General features: G+C 69.9%; 22 protein-coding genes and 2 tRNA genes. 10 read left to right on the top strand and 14 right to left on the bottom strand.

From position 1 onward, the window contains the following. Positions 1-5: 5 nt before the first annotated feature. From G406_RS0102345 to G406_RS0102360, 4 genes are all read right to left on the bottom strand, one after another. Positions 6-980 carry a lysophospholipid acyltransferase family protein gene (locus G406_RS0102345; protein ID WP_051341339.1) on the bottom strand — a complete coding sequence of 325 codons (975 nt, stop codon included), beginning with the start codon at positions 978-980 and terminating at the stop codon, positions 6-8. Then, complete coding sequence (locus G406_RS0102350; protein ID WP_028932552.1) at positions 977-1,753, bottom strand: GNAT family N-acetyltransferase; 777 nt, start codon at positions 1,751-1,753, stop codon at positions 977-979. The genes G406_RS0102345 and G406_RS0102350 overlap by 4 nt, the downstream gene beginning before the upstream one ends. A 377-nt stretch (positions 1,754-2,130) precedes the next feature. Continuing rightward, on the bottom strand, positions 2,131-3,087 hold the full coding sequence (locus G406_RS0102355) for an electron transfer flavoprotein subunit alpha/FixB family protein (RefSeq protein WP_028932553.1): 957 nt from the start codon (positions 3,085-3,087) through the stop codon (positions 2,131-2,133). A gap of 28 nt (positions 3,088-3,115) precedes the next feature. Continuing rightward, on the bottom strand, positions 3,116-3,898 hold the full coding sequence (locus tag G406_RS0102360) for an electron transfer flavoprotein subunit beta/FixA family protein (RefSeq protein WP_028932554.1): 783 nt from the start codon (positions 3,896-3,898) through the stop codon (positions 3,116-3,118). Positions 3,899-4,229: 331 nt separating this feature from the next. Between G406_RS0102360 and G406_RS0102365 the strand changes: the two genes are divergently transcribed. The 3 genes from G406_RS0102365 to G406_RS44175 are packed head-to-tail and all read left to right on the top strand — an operon-like array spanning position 4,230 to position 7,857. Then, positions 4,230-5,000: a class I SAM-dependent methyltransferase gene (locus G406_RS0102365; protein ID WP_028932555.1), complete on the top strand. Its 771-nt coding sequence runs from the start codon at positions 4,230-4,232 to the stop codon at positions 4,998-5,000. Continuing rightward, on the top strand, positions 4,997-6,541 hold the full coding sequence (locus G406_RS44170; protein ID WP_037074671.1) for a 1,4-alpha-glucan branching protein domain-containing protein: 1,545 nt from the start codon (positions 4,997-4,999) through the stop codon (positions 6,539-6,541). Before G406_RS0102365 ends, G406_RS44170 begins: the two co-directional genes overlap by 4 nt. Before the next feature lie 5 nt (positions 6,542-6,546). Beyond that, the gene (locus G406_RS44175) at positions 6,547-7,857 is read left to right on the top strand and encodes a glycosyltransferase family 4 protein (protein ID WP_051341341.1); all 1,311 of its coding nucleotides are present in this window, start codon (positions 6,547-6,549) and stop codon (positions 7,855-7,857) included. A gap of 316 nt (positions 7,858-8,173) precedes the next feature. Here the strand turns inward: G406_RS44175 and G406_RS0102380 are convergent, their stop codons facing one another. The 8 genes from G406_RS0102380 to G406_RS0102415 all read right to left on the bottom strand — a co-directional run bounded on the left by G406_RS0102380 (position 8,174) and on the right by G406_RS0102415 (position 14,629). Further along, positions 8,174-8,929: an acyltransferase gene (locus G406_RS0102380; RefSeq protein ID WP_028932556.1), complete on the bottom strand. Its 756-nt coding sequence runs from the start codon at positions 8,927-8,929 to the stop codon at positions 8,174-8,176. An 11-nt stretch (positions 8,930-8,940) separates the two neighbouring features. Continuing rightward, entirely contained in the window at positions 8,941-9,117 is a 177-nt protein-coding gene (locus G406_RS56450; RefSeq protein ID WP_156934631.1) for a hypothetical protein, read from the bottom strand. Between the two features lie 97 nt (positions 9,118-9,214). Beyond that, the gene (locus G406_RS0102390) at positions 9,215-9,865 is read right to left on the bottom strand and encodes a response regulator (protein WP_028932557.1); all 651 of its coding nucleotides are present in this window, start codon (positions 9,863-9,865) and stop codon (positions 9,215-9,217) included. Continuing rightward, on the bottom strand, positions 9,862-10,962 hold the full coding sequence (gene macS / locus G406_RS44180; protein WP_037074675.1) for a MacS family sensor histidine kinase: 1,101 nt from the start codon (positions 10,960-10,962) through the stop codon (positions 9,862-9,864). Before macS ends, G406_RS0102390 begins: the two co-directional genes overlap by 4 nt. A gap of 156 nt (positions 10,963-11,118) precedes the next feature. Beyond that, positions 11,119-11,787 carry a response regulator gene (locus tag G406_RS0102400; RefSeq protein ID WP_037074679.1) on the bottom strand — a complete coding sequence of 223 codons (669 nt, stop codon included), beginning with the start codon at positions 11,785-11,787 and terminating at the stop codon, positions 11,119-11,121. A 211-nt stretch (positions 11,788-11,998) separates the two neighbouring features. Then, positions 11,999-12,955, bottom strand: coding sequence for a class I SAM-dependent methyltransferase (locus G406_RS0102405; protein WP_028932559.1), 957 nt, complete (start codon positions 12,953-12,955; stop codon positions 11,999-12,001). A 43-nt stretch (positions 12,956-12,998) separates the two neighbouring features. Continuing rightward, positions 12,999-13,778 (bottom strand): enoyl-CoA hydratase/isomerase family protein, encoded by a 780-nt coding sequence (locus tag G406_RS0102410; protein ID WP_028932560.1) that lies wholly within the window; start codon positions 13,776-13,778, stop codon positions 12,999-13,001. 11 nt (positions 13,779-13,789) lie between these two features. Beyond that, complete coding sequence (locus G406_RS0102415; protein WP_037074950.1) at positions 13,790-14,629, bottom strand: ABC transporter ATP-binding protein; 840 nt, start codon at positions 14,627-14,629, stop codon at positions 13,790-13,792. 11 nt (positions 14,630-14,640) lie between these two features. On the opposite strand from G406_RS0102415, the gene glgX reads away from it, so the two are divergent. The 4 genes from glgX to G406_RS0102435 all read left to right on the top strand — a co-directional run bounded on the left by glgX (position 14,641) and on the right by G406_RS0102435 (position 20,005). Then, positions 14,641-16,686 (top strand): glycogen debranching protein GlgX, encoded by a 2,046-nt coding sequence (glgX, locus tag G406_RS0102420; protein WP_051341342.1) that lies wholly within the window; start codon positions 14,641-14,643, stop codon positions 16,684-16,686. A gap of 96 nt (positions 16,687-16,782) precedes the next feature. Beyond that, entirely contained in the window at positions 16,783-17,979 is a 1,197-nt protein-coding gene (locus G406_RS0102425) for a PepSY-associated TM helix domain-containing protein (protein ID WP_028932563.1), read from the top strand. Positions 17,980-18,008: 29 nt separating this feature from the next. Continuing rightward, positions 18,009-18,506: a PH domain-containing protein gene (locus G406_RS0102430; RefSeq protein ID WP_245606981.1), complete on the top strand. Its 498-nt coding sequence runs from the start codon at positions 18,009-18,011 to the stop codon at positions 18,504-18,506. Continuing rightward, positions 18,503-20,005: a PH domain-containing protein gene (locus G406_RS0102435; protein ID WP_051341344.1), complete on the top strand. Its 1,503-nt coding sequence runs from the start codon at positions 18,503-18,505 to the stop codon at positions 20,003-20,005. Before G406_RS0102430 ends, G406_RS0102435 begins: the two co-directional genes overlap by 4 nt. A 1,075-nt stretch (positions 20,006-21,080) precedes the next feature. Here the strand turns inward: G406_RS0102435 and G406_RS0102440 are convergent. Continuing rightward, positions 21,081-22,607, bottom strand: coding sequence for a helicase HerA-like domain-containing protein (locus G406_RS0102440; RefSeq protein WP_028932566.1), 1,527 nt, complete (start codon positions 22,605-22,607; stop codon positions 21,081-21,083). A 146-nt stretch (positions 22,608-22,753) separates the two neighbouring features. On the opposite strand from G406_RS0102440, the gene orn reads away from it, so the two are divergent. Both orn and G406_RS0102450 read left to right on the top strand, forming a co-directional pair. Beyond that, positions 22,754-23,374 (top strand): oligoribonuclease, encoded by a 621-nt coding sequence (orn, locus tag G406_RS0102445; RefSeq protein WP_028932567.1) that lies wholly within the window; start codon positions 22,754-22,756, stop codon positions 23,372-23,374. Positions 23,375-23,450: 76 nt separating this feature from the next. Then, positions 23,451-23,526 (top strand) — tRNA-His (locus tag G406_RS0102450). A gap of 54 nt (positions 23,527-23,580) precedes the next feature. Here G406_RS0102450 and G406_RS0102455 read toward each other — a convergent pair. After that, positions 23,581-24,690: an Ig-like domain-containing protein gene (locus G406_RS0102455; protein WP_156934632.1), complete on the bottom strand. Its 1,110-nt coding sequence runs from the start codon at positions 24,688-24,690 to the stop codon at positions 23,581-23,583. Positions 24,691-24,912: 222 nt separating this feature from the next. On the opposite strand from G406_RS0102455, the gene G406_RS0102460 reads away from it, so the two are divergent. Then, positions 24,913-24,988 (top strand) — tRNA-Lys (locus G406_RS0102460). Positions 24,989-25,003: the final 15 nt, after the last annotated feature.

Here is a 25,003-nt window from a genome sequence, read left to right on the forward strand (position 1 = left end):
GAGAATCAGGCCGCGGCGACGACCAGCTCGGACCCGGCCGACGCCGTGCGCAGGACACGCCTGGCCTCGGGAGCCGCGACTCCGGTCGCCTCGGCGATGACCAGCTGGGCCCGACGAGCCAGCTCACGCCGGTCGACTCCGTCGGCGGGAACCAGGAGCGGCAGCACATCGATCTCGATCGTCAGTCCGGGCAGTCGCACGACGCGCAGCAGCGAGTCGAGCAACGTCTCGTCGCCCACGAAACAGCCCGCGGTGGTCACCGTTCCGTCCGGCAGGCACATCCGCTGCGCCACCGGGCGGACCGGGACACCGGCGTCCAGCGCGGCCTGGAAACCGGCCCGGTGGAACTCGCCGACGGCCGCGCCGCACCACGTCGTGCCCTCCGGGAACAGCCCGACGACCGAGCCGCCGCGCAGCGCCTCGGCCACATTGCCCACCAGGGTCGGCAGGGTGCGCAGCTCGCTCCGGTTGACGAACAGGGTGCCGATCCGGACGGCCAGCAGGCCGAGCACCGGCCAGTCGCGGGTGTCGTGACGAGCCACCATGCGCATCGGCTGGATCGCTCCCAGCGCCATGATGTCCAGCCAGGACAGGTGGTTGCCGACCATCAGCACGCCACCGGATCCCGGGCCCGCGTCGAAGCGGTCGTCACCGCGCAGGGACAGCCGGACACCGATGACCCGCAGGACGGTGCGGAAGATCGCCCGCAGGACCCTGGCCCGCCGGCGGGCACCGAGGAGCGGAAGCACCGTCGCCACCAGTGTGGCGAGCAGGATCAGTGAGACCAGACCGACCAGACGGCTGACGACCAGCGCCGCGGGGACTCTGGGCAGCTCGTCCGGGCGCGGCAGGCAGCCGTCGGTGCACGGCGCGACGGGTTCCCAGCTGTGCCCGGGGCGTTGCACCGCCGGCGGCAGTACCGGGTGTGTCGGATTCGCCGGCGGTGACGCCAGCTGCTGCTCGGCGGTGGGGGTGCTCATGCCGCCGCGCCGAGGAAGAAACGGAGATAGCGGGAGTCGATCCGGTCCAGCGACAGCAGCACGAGGAAATCCGCGACGCCGAACTCGGGATCGTGCGCGCCCGGGCCGCACACCCAGGCGCCCAGGCGCAGGTAGCCGCGCAGCAGCGGGGGGATCACGGTGCGTTCGGGGCGCGGAGCGGCATCGGAGTCCCACGGGTGCAGCGGGTCGACCCGCAGCTCCGGCGGGGACAGGTGCTTGGCCTTCGCCACGTCCCACACGCCTCTGGCCAGCGCACCACCGTCGGCGAGCGGCACGCTCGCGCAACCCGTCAGGTGGGTGTGGCCGGTGAGCAGCAGGTACCGGGCGATGCCGGCCCACACGAGGCTCACCACGGCGCCGCTGCGGTGGTCGGGGTGCACGCAGGACCGGCCTGCCTCCACCAGTGACGGGCGCAGATCGGCGAATGCGCTGAGGTCGAACTCGGTCTCCGAGTAGTAGCCACCCGCCTCGATCGCCCGTTCCGGCGGCAACATCCGGTAGGTCCCGACGATCTCGCCGGTGCTGTCGGCTCGCACGACCAGGTGGTCGCAGTACTCGTCGAAACGGTCGACGTCGCGGCCGTTGACCGGGTCGCTCAGGGTGGCGCCCAGCTCCCCGGCGAAGACGTCGTAGCGGAGCCGCTGCGCGGCGTCCACGTCGGCGTCGTTCCTGGTCAACAGCAGTGAGTAGCGGGAGTGTGAACCGGTCTGCTCAGTCGGTGGCGTGCTCACCAACAGCTGCGCCTGCGTCATACCAGGGAGAATGAGCCCCAGATGGAACGGCCGGGCTCACCTGCGGCGGCGCTGCGGTGGCAACTGGGTGAACCCCTGGCTTTCCCACCCACCCCACCCGTGAGTCGGTCCTCTCAGCACCGCGAGTCGGGTCTTACGGCACCGCGAGTCGGTCACCTCAGCACACCGAGTCGGGCGCCCGAGCACACCTAGTGCGACGCCGGCCGCACCGGAGTGTGCCGTGGTGCCCGACTCGGTGTGCTGAAACTCCCGACTCGCGGTGCCCAGGCGCCCGACTCGCGGTGCCCACGCGCCTGACTCGCGGGCGGGTTTCCCGGACGCAGTGACGGGGTGGCGCCCGGCCGTTGAGGCCGGGTGCCACCCCGTCGCGGGTGGTACTAGGACTTGCGCTTGGTGACAGCCTCGGTGAGCTGCGGCGCGACCTTGAACAGGTCGCCCACCACGCCGTAGTCGGCGATCTCGAAGATCGGCGCCTCGGTGTCCTTGTTGACCGCGATGATCGTCTTCGAGGTCTGCATGCCAGCGCGGTGCTGGATGGCCCCGGAGATGCCCAGCGCGATGTAGAGCTGCGGCGACACGGTCTTACCGGTCTGCCCGACCTGGAACTGGTTCGGGTAGTAACCGGAGTCGACAGCGGCACGCGAGGCACCGACAGCGGCACCGAGCGAGTCGGCGAGCTTCTCGATGACCTCGAAGTTGTCCGCCGAACCGACACCGCGGCCGCCGGAGACCACGATGGAGGCCTCGGTCAGCTCGGGGCGGTCGCCACCGACGATCGGCTCACGGCTGGTCACCGTGGCGTGCCGACCCTCGAGGGCGGGCACCTCCACGGACTCCTCCGCGCCGGCACCGTCGGACGGCTCCGCGTCCACCGCGCCCGGACGGACCGTGATGACCGGGTGCTCGGTGTTCGCCTTGGCGGTCACCACGAACGCGCCACCGAAGATCGAGTGCTCGGCGGTGCCGTCGCTGCCGGCACCCACCACGTCGGTCAGCAGTGCCGAGCCGGTGCGCACCGCGAGACGACCGGCGATCTCCTTGCCGTCCGCGCTCGCCGCGATGAGGACCGCGGCCGGCGAGGCCGAGGAGACCAGCGACTCGAGCACCGCGACCTGCACGCCACCCAGGTACTTGTCGACCTCGTCCGACTCCGCCACGTAGATCTTGGCGGCGCCGTGTGCCTTCAGACCGTCGGCGAGCTTGCCGGCGGTACCGGGAGCGCCGGTCACGACCGCCGACGGCTCACCCAGCCCACGAGCCACCGTCAGCAGCTCGTAGGTGACCTTCTTGATCTCGCCGTCCGCATGGTCGACGAGGACCAGAACCTCACTCATGTTCGTTCTCCTCCTTCGGCTATACGGATCAGATGATCTTTTGACCAACGAGGTACTCGGCGATCTTCGAACCGCCGTCGCCCTCGTCCTCGACCTTCTCGCCTGCCGACTTCGGCGGCTTCGGCGCCGACTCGGTGACCGAGCTCAGCGCGTTGGCGAGGCCCACCTCGCTCGCATCGATCCCGGCATCGGCCAGCGTGATCGTCTGCACCGGCTTCTTCTTCGCCGCCATGATGCCCTTGAACGACGGGTAACGCGGCTCGTTCAGCTTCTCACCGACGCTGACCAGCGCGGGCAGCTCGGCGGTCAGCTTCGTGATGCCGTCGTCGGTGCCCCGGGTGACGGTGACGGTGCTGCCGCTCACCTCCAGCTCCTGGGCGTGCGTCAGCGAAGGCAGACCGAGAACGTCGGCGATCATGGCCGGCACAGCGCCGATCCGGCCGTCGCTCGCCTCGTTGCCGGCGATGACGAGGTCGTAGCCCTCGACGGTGCCGATGACCTTGGCCAGCGCTTTGGCGGTCTGCACCGCGTCGGAGCCGTGCAGCGCCTCGTCGGACAGGTGTACTGCCTTGTCGGCGCCCATGGAGAGCGCCTTGCGGATCGCTTCGGTTGCCCGATCGGGACCCATGCAGACCACGGTGACCTCGCCGTCGTGCGCTTCTTTCAGCAGCAGCGCGGCTTCCACGGAACGCTCGTTGATCTCATCGATGACAGCCTCGGTGGCTTCCCGATCGAGCGTGTGGTCGGAATCGGCCAGTGTGCGCTCGGAGTAGGTATCCGGCACTTGCTTGACCAGCACGACAATGTTCATCGGTCCCCTTCGACCTCCTGTCTTGAGTGAGTGGACCGGCGAGCCTCCCATGCTCACGAAACGGGAGGCTCGGTGCCCAGCGGTGTGCCGACACTACGCGGGACCGGCCCGGCAGACGCTTCTCGTCTCCCAGGACACCGTCACCACTTCGGCGTAACCCTTAGGTCATAGTTACCAAGTACCCCTGCCAGCTCATATAACCCCACCCGGTGATCCTTCTCACCTGCGCAGGTCAGAGCAGGGGTGACGCTACTCACGAGTCACTTACCCGGACGTCGGCCGCTACTGTGCCCTGAGCCTTGTCGACGACCAGGAAGGACCGTCTGCGTCCATGAGCGCCGTACCCGACAGTCAGGCCACGCTGGCGCTCACCGGCGAGCGCACCGTCCCCGGCATCGAGCTGGAGAACTACTGGTTCCGCCGCCACGAGGTCGCCTACGAGCACCTGGCCAGGCACTGCGCCGATGCGGTCGTGCTGGAGGCCGGCTGTGGCGAGGGTTATGGCGCGGCGATGCTGGCCGAGCACGCGCGTCTGGTCATCGGACTGGACTACGACGAGCAGGCGGCGGCGCACGTCGCGGCCCGCTACCCGAGTGTGCACGTCACGCGGGGCAACCTCGTCCACCTTCCGCTACCGGACGACGCGGTCGACGTCGTGGTGAACCTGCAGGTCATCGAGCATCTGTGGGACCAGCCGGGCTTCCTCGCGGAGTGCGCTCGGGTGCTGCGCCCTGGCGGGCTGCTGCTGATCAGCACCCCCAACCGGATCACCTTCTCCCCCGGCAGGGACACCCCGCTCAACCCGTTCCACACGCGTGAGCTGGCCGCCGCCGAGCTGGACGAGTTGCTCGTGGACGCCGGGTTCGAGGTGCGGGAGATGCTGGGGCTGCACCACGGAGCGGGGTTGCGCGAGCTGGACGTACGTCACGGCGGGTCGATCATCGACGCGCAGGTCGCGGTCGCGGTCGCCGGTCTGGACTGGCCGGAGGAGCTACGCGCGGACGTCGCGTCGGTCCGCTGCGCCGACTTCGACATCCACCCCGACGAGATCGACGCCAGCCTGGACCTGATCGCCGTCGCGCAGCTGCCGGGTCTGCGGTGAGCGCCCGGGAGCCGGTCGGCACCTTCTGCCTGGTGCTGCACAGTCACCTGCCCTGGCTGTCCCGGCACGGCGCGTGGCCGGTCGGCGAGGAATGGCTCTATCAGGCGTGGGCGGGTTCGTACCTGCCGGTGCTGCGCATGCTGCACCGGCTCGGCGAGGACGGTCTGCGCGACGTCCTCACCCTCGGGGTGACCCCGGTGCTGGCCGCCCAGCTGGACGACCCGTACAGCCTGCGCGGCATGCACGACTGGCTGGGCAACTGGCTGCTGCGGGCGCACGAGGCAGCGGGCAGCGGCAACGCCGCACTCGCCGGGCTGGCCGCGCAGGAGCACCGCGCCGCGACCGCCGCGCTCACCGACTTCGAGCTGAACTGGCGCCACGGCGGCTCCCCGGTGCTGCGTCCGCTCGTCGACGACGGTGTGATCGAGCTGCTCGGCGGACCGGCGGCGCACCCGTTCCAGCCGCTGCTCGAGCCGCGCGTGCGGGAGTTCGCGCTGCGCGCCGGGCTCGCCGACACCGAACGCAGGCTGGGCTCGCGGCCCGCCGGCATCTGGGCGCCGGAATGCGGTTACGCCCCCGGTATGGAACAGGGCTACACCGAGGCCGGGGTGGCACGCTTCCTTGTCGACGGACCCGCGCTGCGCGGTGACACCGCGTTCGGCCGCACGGTCGGCTCGTCCGACGTCGTGTGCTTCGGCCGGGACCTGCCGGTCACCTATCGCGTCTGGTCGCCCCGCTCCGGTTACCCGGGCCACCGCAACTACCGCGACTTCCACACCTACGACCACCTGACCGGCCTGAAACCGTCCCGGGTGACCGGGCGCGACGTGCCGCCCGAGCAGAAGAAGCCGTACGACACCGCGCTGGCGGCGGAGACGGTGCGCCGGCACGCGGCCGAGTTCGTCGGGGTCGTGCGGGACCGGCTGACCGAGCTGCGCGCCGAGCACGGCCGTCCCGCGCTGGTCGTCTCCGCGTACGACACGGAGCTGTTCGGGCACTGGTGGTTCGAGGGCCCGCTGTGGCTGGAGGAGGTGCTGCGCGGGCTGCCCGAGGCCGGTGTCCGGGTGAGCACGCTGCGCGGCGCCGTCGACGCGGGCCTGGTGGCGGGCCCGGTCGAGCTGCCCGCGTCGTCCTGGGGTTCGGGTAAGGACTGGCGGGTGTGGGACGGCGAGCTGGTCGCGGATCTGGTGACGCAGGGCTCGGACGTCCAGAACAGGCTGCTGAAGACCGTCGACCACGTGCCGCCGCCCCTCGGCAGGGACCCGCTGCTGGACGGGCTGGCCCGGCAGGCGACGCTCGCGCTGTCCAGCGACTGGGCGTTCATGGTGAGCAAGGACTCGGCCGCCGACTACGCGCGTGCCAGGGCGGCGCTGCACAGCGGCCGGGTCGTCGAGCTGTCCGACCTGATCAACGCCGGGCGCCGCGCCGAAGCGCTGTCCGCGGTGAACCGGTACGACCGGCAGGACACCCTGTTCGGGCAGCTGGACGCCCGTCTGTTGACCGGCGTCACGACCTTCCGTGCACAGCGGCCGGTAAGTTAGCCCGTATGCGTGTCCTCATCGTGTCGTGGGAGTACCCGCCGGTGGTGGTGGGCGGGCTCGGCCGGCACGTCCACGCGCTGGCCTGCCGGCTGGCCGCCGCCGGTCACGACGTACGGGTGCTGTCTCGGCAGTTCGGCGGGACCGACGCCAGCACGCACCCCACGCTGGCCGAGGAGGTCGACGGGGTTCGCATCCTGCGGGTCGCCGAGGATCCCGCGCATCTGGAGTTCGAGCGCGACATGATCGCCTGGATGCTGGCCATGTGCCACGGCATGCTGCGCGCCGCGCCCGCCTGGCTGGACGGGTGGCGGCCCGACGTGGTGCACGCGCACGACTGGCTGGTGACACACGCCGCGATCGGCATCGCCGACCAGCTCGAGGCGCCGCTCGTGGTGACACTGCACGCCACGGAAGCGGGCCGCCATGCCGGATGGCTGACCGGCGTCGTGAGCCAGCAGGTGCATTCGATGGAATGGTGGCTCGCGCAGCGCGCGGACGCACTGATCACCTGTTCCGAGGCGATGCGCGGCGAGGCGGCCGGGCTGTTCGACCGGGAGCCGGACGAGATCACCGTGCTGCACAACGGCATCGAGCCGCGTCGGTGGCGGGTCGCGCAGGCCGATGTGGACGCGGTGCGCACCCGGTACGCGCCGGACGGTGCGCCGCTGCTGCTGTACTTCGGCAGGCTGGAGTACGAGAAGGGCGTGCACGACCTGATCGCGGCGCTGCCTCGCATCCGGAAGGCCCATCCGGGCACTCGTCTGCTGGTCGCGGGCAAGGGCACCCAGCTGGACTTCCTGGTCGAGCAGGCGCGCACGCATCGGGTCCGCCGCGCGGTGCGGCTGCTCGGTCACCTGTCCGACGACGAGCTGGCCGCGACCCTCGCCGCGGTGAACGCGGTCGTGCTGCCCAGTCGGTACGAGCCGTTCGGCATGGTCGCGCTGGAGACCGCCGCGGCCGGGGCGCCACTGGTGGCGTCGACGGCGGGCGGGCTCGGTGAGGTCGTGCGTGATCGGGTGACCGGCCTGTCGTTCACGCCGGGCGACGTGGCGGGCATCGCGAGCGCCGTGCGCGAGGTGCTGGACGAGCCGAGGGAAGCGGTGGTGCGCGCCGAGGCGGCCCGCGCGAGACTGCGCTCGGAGTTCGACTGGGACCACATCACCCGTGCCACGGTCGAGGTGTACGCGTCCGCCCAGCGCCGCGAGCCCCGCGCGATCCCCCGCCCCAAGATCCCCACGGGCAACGCTTTCATCCCCGCCGCAATCCCCAAGACCCGCGCAAACGCTAAACCCGCCCCCAAGCCGCACAACAGCTAAACCCGCCCCCAAGCGGCTCAACAGCTAAGCCGCCTCCCCAAGCCGCACAACAGCCAAACCCACCCCCCAAACCGCACAACAACCAAGGCCCCCTAAAAAACCGCACAACAGCTGAGCCGGCTCCGCGAGTCTCCGAAGGAGTTCCGGCGAAGGCCGGCGCAGTGAATGTCCGCACCCAGGCTCCCAAGCCGGACGGCGGCTCCCAAGGGAACAACAAGCGCGCGCTCAACCGAGGAACGAGGTTTGTTTTTCTGGGAGTACCCCCGACGGCGAAGCCGAGGGGGTGGTCACAGAAAAACTCCGCGCGAAACAGGCCCTAGGATTCCGAGAGGGACTCCTGGACCGCGTTCGCCGTCTTGCGGGCTATGTCGGCCAGGGCGGCGCGGCGGACGGCGTCGGCCTCGTAGTCGTCCTTTCGGCTGCGGACCACCCGAGCCGGTGAGCCGACCGCGATCGAGTAGTCGGCGATCTCGCCGCGGACCACGGCGTGCGCGCCGAGTACACAGCCTCGGCCGACGCGGGTGCCGCGCAGCACCGAGACCTTCGTGCCGATCCAGCAGTCGGGGCCGATCCGGACGGGTGTCTTCACGATCCCCTGGTCCTTGATCGGCAGGTGGATGTCGGCGATGACGTGGTCGAAGTCGCAGATGTAGACCCAATCGGCGACCAGCGTCGCGGCGCCGAGCTCGACGTCGAGGTAGCAGTTGATCGTGTTGTCCTTGCCCATCACGACCTTGTCGCCGACCCGCAGCGATCCCTCGTGGCAGCGCAGCGAGTTGCCGTCGCCGATGTGGACCCAGCGGCCGATCTCGAGGCGTCCGTAGCCGGGGCGGGCGTGCAGTTCCACGTTCTTGCCGAGGAACACCATGCCGCGCAGCACGACGTGCGGGTTGGCCAGCCGGAACCGGAGCAGCCGGAAGTAGCGGACCAGGTACCAGGGCGTCCACGCGCGGTTGCGGATGACCCAGCGCAGCGACGCGACGGTGAGGAACCGGGCCTGCCGGGGGTCGCTGCGGCTCACTCGCCATGCCGTCCACCGGGTCCGCACCGGCGAACCCCACATGCTCGTCATGGTCCGACAGCCTAGGACCTGGTCGCGTCCGCCATGAGCTGTGCCGCCTCGTCCGGGTAGCTCGCGGCGATGGCCTCGATCTCGTCCTCGCGGCGACCGTCCTCGACGGCGCTGTTGACCAGGAACACGTAGTGCTCGTGCAGCTCCCGCAGGCGCTGTACGACGTCGGGTCGCATGTCCGCGCGCATTGGTCTCTTCCTCTCGGATCCGGGTGGCTCCCCAGCGTATCGAATCGATTCGATAGATCGCTCGAAATTAGCCCGACCGGTGAGCGAACCGACAGTCTCAGCCGTCCTCGGTGAGCCCGCGCTCGATCGCGAATCGGGTCAGCTCGACCCGGTTGTGCAGGTGCAGCTTGCGCAGCGTGTTCTGCACGTGGCTCTCGACGGTGCGCGGGGACAGCACGAGCCGCTCGGCGATGCGCCTGGACGTCATGCCCTTCGCCACGAGACGCAGTACGTCGGTCTCCCGCTCGGTCAACCGGGTCTGCGGGTCCGCCGACGCCGAACCGCCCGGCCGGAGCTCGCCGAGCACCAGACCGGCGAGCCCGGGGGTGAACACCGGTGAGCCCTCGGCGGTCCGGCGGACCGCATCCACCAGCTCGGTCACGCTCGCCGACTTGACCAGGTAGCCGTTCGCGCCTGCCTTGACCGCGTCCAGGACGTCCTGGTGCTCCCCGCTCGCGGACAGCACCAGAATCCGGGTGTCCGGGAGCTTCCCGATGATGGCCGAGATCGCGTCGACGCCGCTGGTGGCGCCGAGGTTCAGGTCCATCAACACGACCCGCGGCCTGGTGGCGATCGCGATGCGCACGGCCGAGGGACCGTCCGGTGCCGTGGCGACCACGGTGAGGCCCCGGTCCGCCAGATCGCGGGCGACGCCGTCCCGCCACATGGGATGGTCGTCGACGATCATGACGGTGACCGGCTCAGTCATCGCGCATCGACCGGAACCTCGAAGACCCACTCGCAACCCATCCCGACCTCCGACTCGCAGCGCGCCGTGCCGCCGACCGCCTCGATCCGACCCTTGATGCTCTGCCGCACACCCAGCCGTCCCTCCGCCTCGGCGGCCGCCAGCCGATCCGGGGCCATGCCGGGGCCGTCATCGCGCACGCTGACCACCACCCGCTCGCCCAGATCCTCCACGAAGACCCAGGCCGGTTCACCCGCGCCCACGTGTACCTCGACGTTGTGCAGCGCGGCCTTCACCGCCGCCACCACCTCGTGAGCGGTGTGGGCCGGCACGAGCACGGCGGTGGCGGGCATCGACGTCGTGACGTGCGGGGTGCTGAGACCGGCGATGAGCGTGGCGAGATCGACCTGACCGGCCGGTTGCTGGTCCGGCGGGCCGGTGGACATCAGCGTGCGCAACGCGACCTCCTGCTCGCCGGCCAGCTCGGCCAGCTCGGCGGCCGGTCCGCCCAGCTCGCTCCCGCGCCTGCGCACCCTGGCCAGGACCTGCAGGACACCGTCGTGGATGGACCGGGCCAGGCGTTCCCGTTCGGCCACGGCCGCGCGCAGCGCGGTCGCGCGGCTCAGCTGTTCCGCCGAACGGCGCAGCATGACAGCGGCGTACCCGAGGGCCAGGGTCGCCGACACGGTCAGCAGCAGGTCGGTCAGCTCGGGGCTGCCGACCCTCCCCCGGACCAGAAGCACCGCACCCTGCATGACCAGCGCGGCCGCCAGACCGCTGACCGGGCCGAACGCCAGTGCGCACGCGATCGCCGAGCCCGCCGACCAGACGGTGGGCAGGATCGGCGCACCCGCCGCGATCCGTTCCGGGCTCTCGACCAGCAGGGTGGCCGCGATCGCGGCGAGTGTGACCAGGAGGTCGAGCACCGCGAGCAGGCGACGCCCCGGACGCAGGTAGGCGACGGTGGTGAAGGCCGTCCAACCGGCCATCAGCGCCAGGACGACCACGGCCGTCGTCGGCGCGAGATAGGCGTCGTAATTCGCCACGCCCATGGCTACGGCGTAGGCGAGAGCCAGGAGCCGGTAGCCGACCAGGCCCCGCCAGAGCGGCTCTACCACTCGCTTCTCCTTGTGGCCGGGTCTACTACCCGTGAGTGCGAAGTGGTCCTATAGCGCCACTTGCCACTCACGACGAAGAGCGTGTCGTGAGTGGCAAGTGGTGCTACGCCTTCGGCGCCGCTTCGCGGTAGAACCACTTCCCACTCACGGTGGTGGTTACTCGGTCAGGCCCTGGGAGATTGCGTAGCGGACCAGCTCGACGCGGTTGTGCAGGTGCAGCTTGCGCAGGGTGCTCTGGATGTGGTTCTCCACGGTGCGCGGCGACAGGAACAGCTTGCCGCCGATCTGCCGGGCGGTCAGGCCCGTCGCCACCAGCTTCAGCACCTCGGTCTCGCGCGCGGTGATCCTCGGCACGGCCTTCTCCGGCGTGGGCTCCGCCGCGAGGCGCTGGTACTCGCCGAGCACCAGGTCGGCGAGACCGGCGGTGAACACCGCGTCGCCGTCCGCCGTGCGCCGGACCGCGTCGACGAGCTCCTCGGCGGTCGCCGTCTTGACAAGGTACCCGGCGGCACCGGCCTTCACCGCGTCCAGCACGTCGCGGTGCCCGGCACGCTCGGACAACACCAGGACCCGGGTCTCGGGCATGGTGTTGGCGATCGTCCGCACCGCCTCGACGGCGGACAGCTCGTCCAGATCCAGGTCGATCACGACGACGCGGGGCTGCGTCGCGGCGGCGATCCGAGCGGTGAACGACGAGTCCGCCACGGTCGCCACCACGACGAACCCGTTGGCAGCGAGATCCCTCGCCACACCTTCGCGCCAGATCGGGTGATCATCAACGACGACGACCGTCACCGCACCCGGATCGTCGTAGGTCGCGCTCATCAGAGTGGCCCTTTCCGAAGACCCATATCACCCACATGCACACGGAGGAGTCGCACGCGTCACCGCGCGAGAAATCCTCCGGTGGGTCAATGTAACCGACCACCAGCCGACCGGCGCTGTCAGAACCGGGCTGTGTCGTCAGGTCGGCAGTACTTGGCGAGTCCTGTCACACTTGGTGTGATAACGCTCACTCCAGTGCCGCGCCGACAGGTCAGCTGGGCTTCGTGCCGGTGATCAGGGCGTTGTAGAAGAACCGCTTGGGCACCACCCGACGCAGCACCTCGGCGTCGAGCACGGACAGCTTCTCCCAGGTACGCCAGGCGAACATCGCCCAGCGCATCCCCAGCTTCCCGGGCGGAACGGCGGCTTCGAAGGTCCGGACCGGCCAGCCGAACAGCGCGGCCGACAGCTCCTCCGTGACGACCCGCACATCCTGACCACCCGCCGCGCGCGCCTGCGCCTCCAGCTCGTCCGGGTCGAACGTGTGGATGTCGACGACTGCCTCCAGGGCGGCGGCCCGTGACGATTCGTCGAGCTCTTCCTGCGGGCGACGCCAGTCGCGCAGCGGGCCCAGCCTGGTCACCCGGGTCGCGGCCCACCAGGTCGCCTGGCTCACCTTGCGCGCGTACCGGTCACCGAGCTTGGTCGGCTCGCCGGCGAAGACGAACCGGCCGCCCGGCTTGAGCACCCGCAGCACCTCGCTCATCGCCGCCGGTACGTCCGGGATGTGGTGCAGCACCGCGTGCCCGACGACCAGGTCGAAGGTGTTGTCCTCGTACGGGATGCGCTCGGCGTCGGCGACCCGACCCTCGACGTCCAGCCCCAGCCCCTTCGCGTTGCGCAGCGCGACCTGCACCATGCCCGGCGAGAGGTCGGTCACGGCGCCCTGGGTGGCCACGCCACCCTGCATCAGGTTGAGCAGGAAGAACCCGGTGCCGCTGCCCAGCTCGAGCGCCCGGCCGTACGGCCAGCCGTAGGAGCCCGCGACCAGACGGAACCGTTCGGTGGCGTAGTTCACACAGCGCTCGTCGTAGGAGATCGACCATTTCTCGTCGTACGAGCCGGCTTCCCAGTCGTGGTACAGCACGTTGGCCAGCTTGGGATCGCGACGGGCGGCTTCCACCTGCTCGGCTGTCGCGTGCGGGTTGGGCGCGGGATCGGGGCTCATTACCTCAGAGTAGGTCAACGATTTGAACGCTGATCAATGTGGCTCATCGACCGGTGAACTTCGCCTTGCCCGGCCCGTCCGCCAGGAACGACTCCATGCCCGAGGTCCGGTCCTCGGTGGCGAACAGCGCCGCGAACAGCTCGCTCTCCAGGTTCAGACCCGTGTGCAGCTCGCCGTCCAGTCCGCCGTCGATCGCCTTCTTCGCGGCGGCGAGCGCCTGCGCGGCGCCACCGGTGAACTTTCCGGCCCAGGCCAGCGCGGCCGAGTACACGTCATCGGGCGCCACGACCTGGTCGACCATGCCGAGCGTCAGCGCCTCGTCCGCCTCAACAAACCGACCGGTGTAGATCACGTCCTTGGCCTTCGCCGGTCCGATCAGCCGAGACAGTCGCTGCGTCCCGCCCGCGCCGGGAATGATCCCGAGCAGGATCTCCGGCTGCCCCACCTTCACGTTGTCGCCGATGACGCGTCGGTCACAGCACAGCGCCAGCTCGTAGCCGCCGCCGAGTGCATAACCGGTGATCGCCGCGACCGTGGGCTTCGGGATGTCCGCGACCGCGGTCAGCGACGACGACAGTGCCCGGGCCCGGGCCGTCATGTCCGCGTGGGACATCGCGGCCATCTCCTTGATGTCCGCGCCCGCCGCGAACACCTTCTCCCCGCCGTAGACGATCACCGCGCGGATGTCGGCACGTTCGGAGGCCTCCGTGGCGCAGGCCCGGATCTCCTCCTGCATCTGCTTGTTCAGCGCGTTCATCGGCGGCCGGGCCAGCCGAATGGTGCCGATCGCGCCGTCGACCTCGAGCCGGACGAACTCGGCCACGGTGGTTCCTCTCACGCACGGCGCGCGCTGTAGCGGCCGGCCTCGTAGTGGACCTTCAGCGGCAGGCCGAAGGTGCGGGACAGGTTCTGCTCGGTGATGACGTCGCTCAGCAGCCCCTGCGCGACGACGCCGCCGTTGCGCAACAGCATCGCGTGCGAATAGCCGGGCGGGATCTCCTCGACGTGGTGGGTCACCAGAACGCTCGCCGGCGCATCGGCGTCCTCCGCGAGCGTGGACAACCGCGCGACCAGGTCCTCCCGACCGCCGAGGTCCAGACCGGCGGCCGGTTCGTCGAGCAGCAGCAGCTCGGGATCCGCCATCAGGGCCCGCGCGATCAGGACGCGTTTGCGCTCGCCCTCGGACAGCGTGCCGAACGGCCGCTCAGCGAAACGCCACATCCCGATCGTGTCCAGCAGCCGGTCCGCGCGCGCCAGGTCGGACCGGTCGTACTCCTCGCGCCAGCGCCCGACCAGGCCGTATCCGGCGCTGACCACGACGTCCCTGACGATCTCGGCACCCGGCACCCGCGCGGCGAGCGCCGCCGAGCAGAACCCGATCCGGGGTCGCAGCTCGAACAGGTCGGTGCGGCCGAGCCGCTCCCCCAGCAGCGCCACCGTCCCGGTCGTCGGGTGCAGCTCGGCCGCCGCCAGTCGCAGCAGCGTCGTCTTGCCCGCGCCGTTGGGCCCGAGGATCACCCAGCGCTCGTCCAGCTCCACGGACCAGCTCACGCCGTGCAGCAATGTCGTCGGGCCCCGGCGTACCGAGACCTCGTCCATACGAATGACCAGGTCGGCCTGATCGGGGTCAGGCTCCAGTGCTGTTCGCTCGCCGTACTCGCTCACGGCCCCTATCCTTGCCGATGATGCCGTCCGACGATCGCCCCGCCGCGCCGCCGGCCGACACAGTCTTTCCACTAGGTGCTCACCTGACCGAAGGTGGTGCCCGGTTCGCGGTCGCGTCCAGCAGTGCCGAAGCGGTCGAGCTGTGCCTGATCGAGCCCGGTCGGGACGGTGAGCCACCCACCGAGCGACGCGTCGAGCTGGTCGAGCGGACGTTCGGGATCTGGCACGGGCAGGTGCCGGGGATCCGCGCGGGCCAGCGGTACGGCTATCGCGTCCACGGCCGCTACGACCCCGCCGTCGGGCTGAGGTCGAACCCGGCCAAGCTGCTCGTGGACCCGTACGCGCGCCGGATCACGGGTGAGCTGACCGATCTGGACGCGGCACTCGGCTATCTCGAGGATCCGGTGCACGGGCCGGTGAGCACCGCGGACTCGCTCGGCTACGTCCCGTTGTCGGTACTCACCGAACCCTTGACGACCACGACGGCACCCCGTCCGGACGTGCCGTGGGCCGACTCGGTCGTCTACGAACTGCACGTCCGGGGTTTCACCAGGTGCCACCCGGAGGTCCCCGAGCACAAGCGCGGCACCTACCTGGGGCTGGCGCACCCGTCGGCCATCGAGTACCTGCTCCGGCTCGGGGTCACCGCTGTCGAGCTCCTGCCCGTCCACTCGTTCCTCGACGAACCGTCGCTCGTCCGCAGGGGCGCACGCAACTACTGGGGTTACTCGACGCTGGGCTTCTTCGCGCCGCACGCCGGCTACGCGTCGGTGCCGGGCAACGAGGTCGCCGAGTTCGCCACGATGGTGTCCGCGATGCACCGGGCCGGCATCGAGGTGATCCTCGACGTCGTCTACAACCACACGTGCGAAGGGGACGTCGCCGGTCCCACGGTGAGCTTCCGGGGTCTGGATGCACCCGCCTACTACGCGCACGACCACACCGGGACGCAGATCGACATCACCGGCTGCGGGAACACCGTCGACCCGGCGTCGCCGACGGTCGCGCGGCTGGTGTGTGACTCGCTGCGCTACTGGGCAGAGCTGGGCGTGGACGGTTTCCGGTTCGACCTGGCCAGCGTCCTGGGACGACCGGGTGCCGGCCCGTTCGACCCGCGTGCCGGGCTGCTCACGATGATCGCGGCCGATCCGGTGCTGGCCACCCGCAAGCTGATCGCCGAGCCGTGGGACGCGACCGGTGAGGGCTACCGGGTCGGTGGGTTCGGCGTCCAGTGGGCGGAATGGAACGGGCAGTACCGGGACGTGGTCAGGGACTTCTGGCGCGGCGCCGGCGGCATCGACGACCTCGCCCGCCGCCTCAGTGGCTCCGAGGACCTCTACGCACCCTCCGGCCGGCGCCCGTGGGCCTCGGTGAACTTCGTCACTGCGCACGACGGCTTCACACTGCGCGATCTGGTCTCCTACCAGGACAAACACAACAAGGCCAACGGGGAGGACAATCGCGACGGCACCGACGACAACCGGTCGCGCAACTTCGGCGTCGAGGGCGAGACGACCGATCCGGAGATTCGTGCCGCGCGGCACGGTGCCGCGCGGGCCATGCTCACCACGCTGCTGCTGTCCGCCGGTACGCCGATGCTGACCGCCGGCGACGAACGGTGGCGCACCCAGCAGGGCAACAACAACGCCTACTGCCAGGACAATCCAGTCTCCTGGCTCGACTGGGAACCCGGCGAGGACGCCTCGGCGCTCACCGCGTTCACCGCGCGCCTGCTGAAGCTGCGCCGAGACGAGCTGGCGCCGAAACGCGACCGGTTCTACCGGCCGGAGGACGTCACCTGGTGGCGTGCCGACGGCGAGCAGATCACCGACGACGACTGGCACGACCCCGAGCTGCGCACGGTGGGCATGCTGTCCGGCAAGGAATGGCTCGTCCTGCTGCACAGCGACACCGAGCCGATCGACTTCCGGCTGCCGGACACCGTCCTGGTTCCGGTGCTGGACACCAGCAGGCCGGACGGCGAACCCACCGATCCCGAGCCGCTCGCCGTGGGCTCGTCGATCCGGGTGCCGCCGTCGACCGTTCTGGTCCTCACCGCGCCCTGAACGCGAAACTGTAGTGTGATATCGGTCCTTGGTTAAGTTAGGCAACCCAACTTAGGCTGCGGCGTGCTCACCGGTGGACCGACGCGCCTACGTCGCATGGCGGCCAAGCTGCACCGCTGGATAGCGATCGTCGGTGGCGTCGTGCTGGTGGTCTTCGTCACGACCGGTGCCCTGCTGGTGTTCCGTGTGGACATTCAGCGAGCCATGAACCCGGCCGCCACCGCCATCGAACGGCTGCCCGGTGACCGGCCGGTCTCGCTGGCCGGTGCGCGGGAGGCCGTCGAGAATGCCCACCCGGAGTTCCAGACCGGTCGAATCTGGTTCGAGGGCAGCGTGCTGCGCGTCTACAACACGACCCGCACCCATTGGTGGAGCGTCGACCCGGGTAGCGGGCGGGTGCTCGGCCACGACGGCACCGCGCTCGATGGCGCCTGGGGTCTGCTGGCGAACCTGCACATGTGCGCGATGTCCTGCCCCCAGTACCCGGGCTATCTCGCCTGGATGGCGAACCCGCTGTTCGGTACCGGCGTCACGCCGGAGATGGTGTTCTACACCGGCCTGCTGCTCACCGTGCTGACGCTTGTCACCACCGGTCTGTGGCTGAGCCTGGGTTCGCTGCGGACGGCGCTGCGCGTTCGCTGGTCCCGGCGCGGCAGCTTCGCCCGCAACAGCGACCTGCACCGGGTCGTCGGCCTGGTCATGGCTCCGTTCCTGCTCGTGTGGGCGTTCACCGGCGCCGGTTTCGTGGTTCCGGCGGTCGAGGACCTGTGGTTCGCGCTGACCCCGGGTGAGCACCGGGTGGTCGAGGACCCGGTGCCGCCCGCGCAGCACGGTCCGGACATCGGGCTCGAAGCCGCATTGCAGAGTGGCCAGAAGCTGGTAGGGCCCGGTCACCCGGCTGTTCACGCGCTGCTGCCCAAGGGCAAGGATCCCAGCTACCAGTTCCGTTTCGAGACCGCGCCGACGACCTACGGCGACGTCACCGACGGCTTCCGGGTGCGGGTCGATCGCTACACGGGTGCCGCGACGTATCTGAAGAACCCGCCGGGCAGCCCCACCGCGACCGTGCTGTGGGAGAACTGGGCGTTCCCGCTGCACTCGGGGATCCTGGTGCCAGGCTGGTGGCGCGCACCCTGGCTGTTGATCGCACTGACACCCTTGGCGCTCGGCCTCACCGGGCTGAGCGCCCACCTGTTCCGCCGTTCCGTCCGACGCCGGATCCGTGACCAGCGCTCACGGCGAGCCGCTCCCCCGGCCGGCAGTGCGGTGGAGACTCCCGCCGGGAGACGGTGAGCGTTGGTCGTCCTGGCAGAGTGGGCCGGGTGGATGTGTCGCGCTCAGCTCCGCCGTTGCGCCCGCCCGAGCACCGGGTGGACCCGAGGGCGCTGCGCTGGTGGACGCTGCGCGCGGTGCTGATCGTGGCCGCCGTGCTCGCCGTCGAAACAGCCGCGCTGACCGTCCTCGGCAGCGGGTGGCTCGTGGCGGCGCTGGTCGTGACCGTGCCGGTGGGCGCCGGATACGTGGTGGTCATGCCACGCTGGCGGTACCGGGTCCACCGCTGGGAGTCCGACGACTACGCGGTGTACACCCTCTCGGGCTGGTTGAGCCTTGAGTGGCGGGTGGCGCCGATCTCCCGGATTCAGACGATCGACACGGAGCACTCGCCGTTGCAGCGGCTGTTCGGCCTGGCCAGCGTGACGGTGACCACAGCGTCCTCGGCGGGGCCCGTCCGCATCGAGGGGCTGGACGCCCACGAGGCGGCCGCGCTCGTGCGGGAGCTCACCGAGATCACCCAGCACGAGCAGGACGACGCCACGTGAGCGGGTTCGCACACAGTGCCCAGCTCGACGAGCTGGTGGCCGACGACGACACCCCGTGGCGTCGCCTGGATCCTCGGATGCTCGCGGTCTTCCCGCTCAAGCAGGCGGTCGCGCTGGTCCCGCTGGCCGTAGTGATCATCTCCGGGAGCACCGACGAGGGCGGCTGGCGCCTGTTCGGTGCGCTCGCACCACCCGCGATCGTGGTGCTGATCGGCGCGGCCCGCTGGTTCACCGTGCGCTACCGGGTAGGTGCCGATCGAGTGGAGCTGCGCAGCGGCCTGCTCCAGCGTCAGCAACGGTCGGTACGCCGCGACCGCATCCGCACCGTCGACCTGCACGCCAGCCCGCTGCACCGGCTGTTCGGGCTCACCGTCGCCGAGATCGGCACCGGATCGGGTGCCGCGAAGGAGGGCAGGCTCAGCCTGGACGGTGTGACGACGTCCGAGGGTGAGCTGCTGCGCCACGAGCTGCTCGACCGCTCACCGGACGCCGCCGTGCCCGTCCGTCCGGCCGCGCCAGCACGCGACGCCGCCTCGGGCCACACGGTGGCGGAGCTTCGGTTGTCCTGGCTTCGCTACGCCCCGTTGACGACCTCCGGCCTGGTCGCCGTCGCGGCGATCGTCGGGACGGCGTTCAAGATCTCGAACGACCTCGGAGTGAACCTGATCACCACGAGCACCGTCCACCAGGCCAGCGACCAGCTCACCGCGGTGCCCTTCTGGACTGTCGCCGTGGTGCTCGTCGTAGTGGTCCTGCTGGTGTCCGCGGTCGGTTCACTGGCCATCACGGTCGAGGGCTGGTGGCACTACCGGTTGAGTCGTGAAGCGGACCGGACACTGCGGCTGCGCCGGGGCCTGCTGACCACCCGTTCGCTGTCGATCGAGCAGAGCAGGCTGCGCGGCGCGGAGGTGACCGCCCCGCTGCTGCTGCGTCTGGTCGGCGCCGCGCGATGTGCAGCGGTCACCACCGGCCTGGACGACAGGACGAGCAGCGGCGGAACGCTCCTGCCGCCCGCTCCGACCGCCGAGGCACACCGGGTCGCGGCGGCCGCGCTGTGTCTGCACGACCCGGCCGAGGGCACCGCCGCGACGCTGACCCGCCATCCCCCGGCGGCGCTGCGCCGCCGGATCACTCGCGCGGCGCTTCCCGCGGTCGTGGTCGTGGCCGTCCTGTCGTGGCTGGTTCCGATCTGGCCCGTCTCGGTGCTGGTGATCCCGCTCGCCGTATTGCTCGGCGCGGATCGCTACCGGAATCTCGGCCATTCGCTGCGCCGCGAGTACCTGGTGATCGGGTACGGCTCGCTCGTCGCCCGCCGGGTCGCATTGCAGCGGCGGGGCATCATCGGCTGGCGGATTCGGCAGAGCCCACTTCAGCGGTGGGCCGGGGTGGTGACCCTGGACGCGATCACGGCTGCCGGGCGTGGGCGGTACTCGGTTGTGGACATCGCTCCTGAGCGGGCTGTTTCCTTGATCGAGCGGGTCAGTCCTGGGTTGTTGTGAGTCATCCCCGCTGGCTTTCAGTGTGCTTGGCGTGGCCGCCCGCTCTCAACCCCCGGCTGGCGCCGGCCTCGCGCAGATTCCTGGTTGCGCGGGTTCGGGGGCGAGGTTTCAGGGTTGACAGCGGGCGGCCACGCCAAGTGCTGAGCCAGGATCGCGGGGAAGGGGGTGGTGTGCGTGCATGCCGTGCTTGGTGGCGTGCCGATGGCGCTGTCTTTGCGCATTGGGCTGCGCCCTCGCGCGATCACGTAGCCCCAGGAGTCTCTGTGGTCGCTTTTGTCACGCCTCGCAGAGCTACGTGTTGCGTCGCAGATGTTGGAACATGTGCGACGCAACCTGAGCCTCTGCGAAGTCGCCCCGAGCGTTACGCGTGTGACAGATGGGGCGATCTTGGATACCCCGAGCACGTGCACTCAACGAGCGCGGTGCACCCGGAGACCGCGAGGGGCGCGGCGCAGCCGTGACCAACACAAGCGCCGCGCAGCTCCCCCATCCCCCGAACTGACCGACACTTGGCGTGTCCAAGATCGCGGGGAAGGGGCAGGCGTGCGTGCACGCCGCGCCTGGTGGCGGACCGATGGCACTGTTGTTGCGCATCGGGCTGCGCCCTCGCGCGATCACGTAGTCCCAGGAGTCTCCGTGGTCACTTTTGTCACGCCTCGCAGAGCTACGTGTTGCGTCGCAGATGTTCCAACATCTGCGACGCGACATGAGCCTCTGCGAAGTCGCCCCGAGCGTTACGCGTGTGACAGATGGGGTGATCTTGGATACCCCGGGCACGTGCACACAACGAGCACAGTGCACCCGGAGACCGCGAGGGGCGCGGCGCAGCCGTGACCAACAACAGCGCCGCACAGCTCCCCCATCCCCGCGATACTGGCCGGCACTTGGCGTGGCGGGCCGGGGTCAACCCTGAAACCTCGCCCCCGAGCCCGTGCAACCAGGAACCCGCGCGAGGCCGGCGCCAGCCGGGGGTTGAGGCCGGCCCGCCACGCCAAGCACACTGACGAGCCAGCGGGGATAGCGACTGCACCCCGACCCCGAGCCACACTGAAAGTGCCAGCGGGGATGCGAAACCCTACCGCCGACGAGTCCCGAACAACCCTCGCGTGATCTCCCGCCCGGCCGAACTGGCCGCAGACCGAAGGAACGACTTCACAGCGGGATTCGACAGGATCTGCTCGAACATCCCGGGCTCCTCCTTCTCCTGCCGCCGAGGCGCCTCAGCGGCAGGAGCGGGAGCCTCCGGCGCCGATTCGATCTTCGCGGTGAGCTTCTCGTACGCCGACTCCCGGTCGACCGTCTCGCCGTACTTCGCGTGCAACGGCGAAGCCTGCGCCGCCGCCGTGATCGCGTCACCGCCGAGCGCCCCCATCAGTGAGCGGGGTGCCCGCAGCCGGGCCCAGGCGACGGGCGTCGGGGCACCGCGTTCGGACAGGACCGTGACGATCGCCTCGCCGATCCCCAGCGAGGTCAGTACCTCGGCGAGCTTGTAGTTCGGCGTCGTCGGGTAGGTCTTGACCGTGCGCGACAGCGCCTTCTGGTCGTCGGGGGTGAACGCGCGCAGCGCGTGCTGGATGCGGGCGCCGAGCTGGGACAGCACGTCGTTGGGGATGTCGGTGGGCAGCTGGGTGCAGAAGAACACCCCGACGCCCTTCGACCGGATGAGCTTGACGGTCTGCTCGATGCGTTCCAGGAACGCCTTGGACGCGTCGTCGAACAGCAGGTGGGCCTCGTCGAAGAAGAAGACCAGCTTGGGCTTGTCCAGGTCACCCGCCTCGGGCAGGTGCTCGAACAGCTCGGCGAGCAGCCACATCAGGAACGTGGAGAACAGTTTGGGGTTCGCCTGCTGGTCGGCGAGCTCCAGCAGCGAGATGACGCCCTTGCCGTCGATCTCGCGCATCAGGTCGGAGGGTTCGAACTCCGGTTCGCCGAAGAAGTCGGCGCCGCCCTGGGCCTCCAGGTTGACCAGCGCGCGCAGGATCACCCCGGCGGTCGCGGAGGACACGCCGCCGATGCCCTTCAGGTCGGCCTTGCCCTCGTCGCTGGTCAGGTGTTGGATGACCGACCGCAGGTCCTTCGTGTCGAGCAGGGCCAGCTTCTGCGAGTCCGCCCAGTGGAAGATCAGCCCGAGAGTGGACTCCTGGGTCGCGTTGAGGCCAAGGACCTTGCTCAGCAGGACCGGGCCGAAGCCGGTGATGGTGGCGCGGATCGGGATCGCGCCGCTGTCGCCCCCCAGGGAGAGGAACTCGACCGGGTAGCCGGTCGGAGCCCAGTCGTCACCGGTCTCGGCGGCCCGCGCGGTGATCCGGTCGGAGGACTCGCCGGCCTTGGCGAGGCCGGACAGGTCGCCCTTGACGTCGGCCATCAGCACCGGGACGCCCGCCGCCGAGAGCTGCTCGGCCAGGTTCTGCAGGGTCTTCGTCTTGCCGGTACCGGTGGCACCCGCGACCAGCCCATGCCGGTTGATCATGGAGAGCGGGATGCGCACCCGGGCGGACGGGTCGACCTGACCGTCGACGAACACCGTGCCCAGTTCCACCGCCGCGCCCACACTCTCGTAGCCGGCGGCGATCTCCTGTGCCGCTGTTCTGCTGTCCGCCATGCTCGCCTCCGAGTACGCACAATCGACACACGGGTCCATACAACTGTTGCGCGGAACACTAGTACCGCGTCGGCGCCGCGCCGCCCGGACTTGCGGTGTGTTGCGTTCGCCGAACATCAACGAGCCATCGACACTAGGCTAGGAGGGTGAACGACCGCTTGGTGTGGATTGACTGCGAGATGACAGGCCTGGACATCGGCTCCGATGCCTTGATCGAGATCGCCGCTCTGGTGACGGACAGTGAGCTGAACGTTCTCGGTGAAGGGATCGACGTGGTGATCCACGCCGACGACCACAAGCTCGACGGCATGGTGGATGTCGTGCGCGACATGCACGAGCGCTCCGGGCTGACCGAAGCGGTGCGGGTGTCCACCGTCACGGTCGCCGAAGCCGAGCAGACCGTCCTGGACTACATCCGTGAGTACATCCCCGATCCGGGTTCCGCGCCGCTGGCCGGCAACTCGATCGCGACCGACCGCACGTTCCTCGCCAGGGACATGCCGGAGCTGGACAAACACCTGCACTACCGGATGGTCGACGTCAGCTCGATCAAGGAGCTGTGCCGCCGCTGGTACCCGAGGGTGTACTACGCGAAGCCGGAGAAGGGCCTGGCGCACCGCGCGCTCGCCGACATCGAGGAGTCGCTGCGGGAGCTGCGCTACTACCGGGGCACCGCGTTCGTCCCGCAGCCCGGTCCGAGCACCGATCAGGCCAGGTCAGTGGCAGCCGAAGTCCTGGCACAACCGGTCCGGACCACGCCGAGCTGAACCGGTTGCCGGGCGTGGAAACCGACACGCTAAACTATGTGCACTGCCGCGAGAGAACGTTTCTCCGGCGTACATGGTGGGTGTAGCTCAGCTGGTAGAGCACTGGGTTGTGATCCCAGGTGTCGCGGGTTCAAGCCCCGTCACTCACCCCAGACATGACAGGGCCCGTGTCCTCGGACACGGGCCCTGTCTTGTTGTGTCCTGTCTCAGCGCAGCAGGCCGCCGGTGGCGCTCCTCGGCTCGTCCCTCTCGTCGGACGAGTCGGAATCCGAGTCCGAGTTGGACCGCCGGGCGGGCTTACTGGTCCGGGTCGTCGTCGAGTCCGATTCGGCGCTCGACGGCGCACGCGAGGCCTTCGTCGACCGGGCGGCCGGAGCACTCGGCTTCGGCGTGGCAGCGGGCTTCGGCGTCGGGTTCGCCGCCTGGGCACCGAGAGGCGCGACGGGCGCACCGGGCCTCGGCGCCGCGTGCGGAGCGCCGGTCGGCCGGGCGGCCGGGTCCGTGAGGTCGTCGCGCGCCGCGACCGCGAGGTCCCGATCGGCATTCCGATCGGCGTCGCCCCGGCCCGCGACCCGGAAGACCGACCGCTCATCGGCCGCGCCGAACAGGTTCGGGCCGACAGCCCGGCCGTAGAAGTCGAGGCTCGCCGTCACCTCGCTGCCCTCGGGCCACGCCCCGTCCGGCTGCCACACCAGCTGACGGTCGCCCTGCCAGCGACTGCGGCCACTCACCGTCGGGTTCGAACTCACGCGCAGCGCCTGCTCGACGGCACGATGGTTGGCGATCGGCTTGTCGAAATCGATCACCACCGGTTTGTCGGTGCCCACCGAGGTCCCGTTGGCCGGCGTGATCTTTCCCCTGACCTGCTGCCCGGGCGACTGCGTGCTGAACCGCGCGGTACTGGTGGCCTGCTCCCCGGTGACCGACCGGGTCACCGTGGTCAGCGTGTACGAGGTGTCGGGTCTGAGCGGCGTGCTCGAGGTCCACCGCTCGCCGTCGGGTGACAGCACCCCATCGAGCTTTCCGCCGTCGGCGGACCGCAGGTCGACCTGTGCGAGCTGCCCACTGGCGACCACCGCGGTCACCCGTTCACTGGGCGCGACGCCCACGGCGCCGTCCTGGGGATTCATCGTGAGAGCCGGCTGAACCGCGTCCGGCGCGGCGCGATGCGCCACGTCCTCGATCGAGCCGATCGCCCCCGAAGCTCCGCCGATCTCGGAACACCCGGACACCACGGCACCCACGAGAGCAATGCTCGCCGTGAGGTAGCCGAACCTCAGCCACCGCTGACGACTCACTCGTCCCAACAAGCTCATCCACCCCGACACGACTAGTGACAGCGCCACCTACTGGAGTGCTCAACGAGCCGAACATCGGCGAGTTACTTGACCTTGTATTAAGACTTCGATATAGGCCCCATTCGGAGCAGCGGCTCACCCGACAGGGCAACGAGACCCCCGGAAAACCGTCTGTTCGAGCCATGCTAGTCTTTCTCCAACGCGCTCGACGGGGCGCGCAGAAAAAAGCGAATACGCAATGCGCCGCTAGCTCAAGTGGTAGAGCAGCTGACTCTTAATCAGCGGGTTCGGGGTTCGAGTCCCTGGCGGCGCACCAGCACATTTCCCTCTC

This window comes from Actinospineispora spinosispora DSM 44797 (assembly GCF_000429025.1).
Taxonomy (GTDB): domain Bacteria; phylum Actinomycetota; class Actinomycetes; order Mycobacteriales; family Pseudonocardiaceae; genus Pseudonocardia; species Pseudonocardia spinosispora.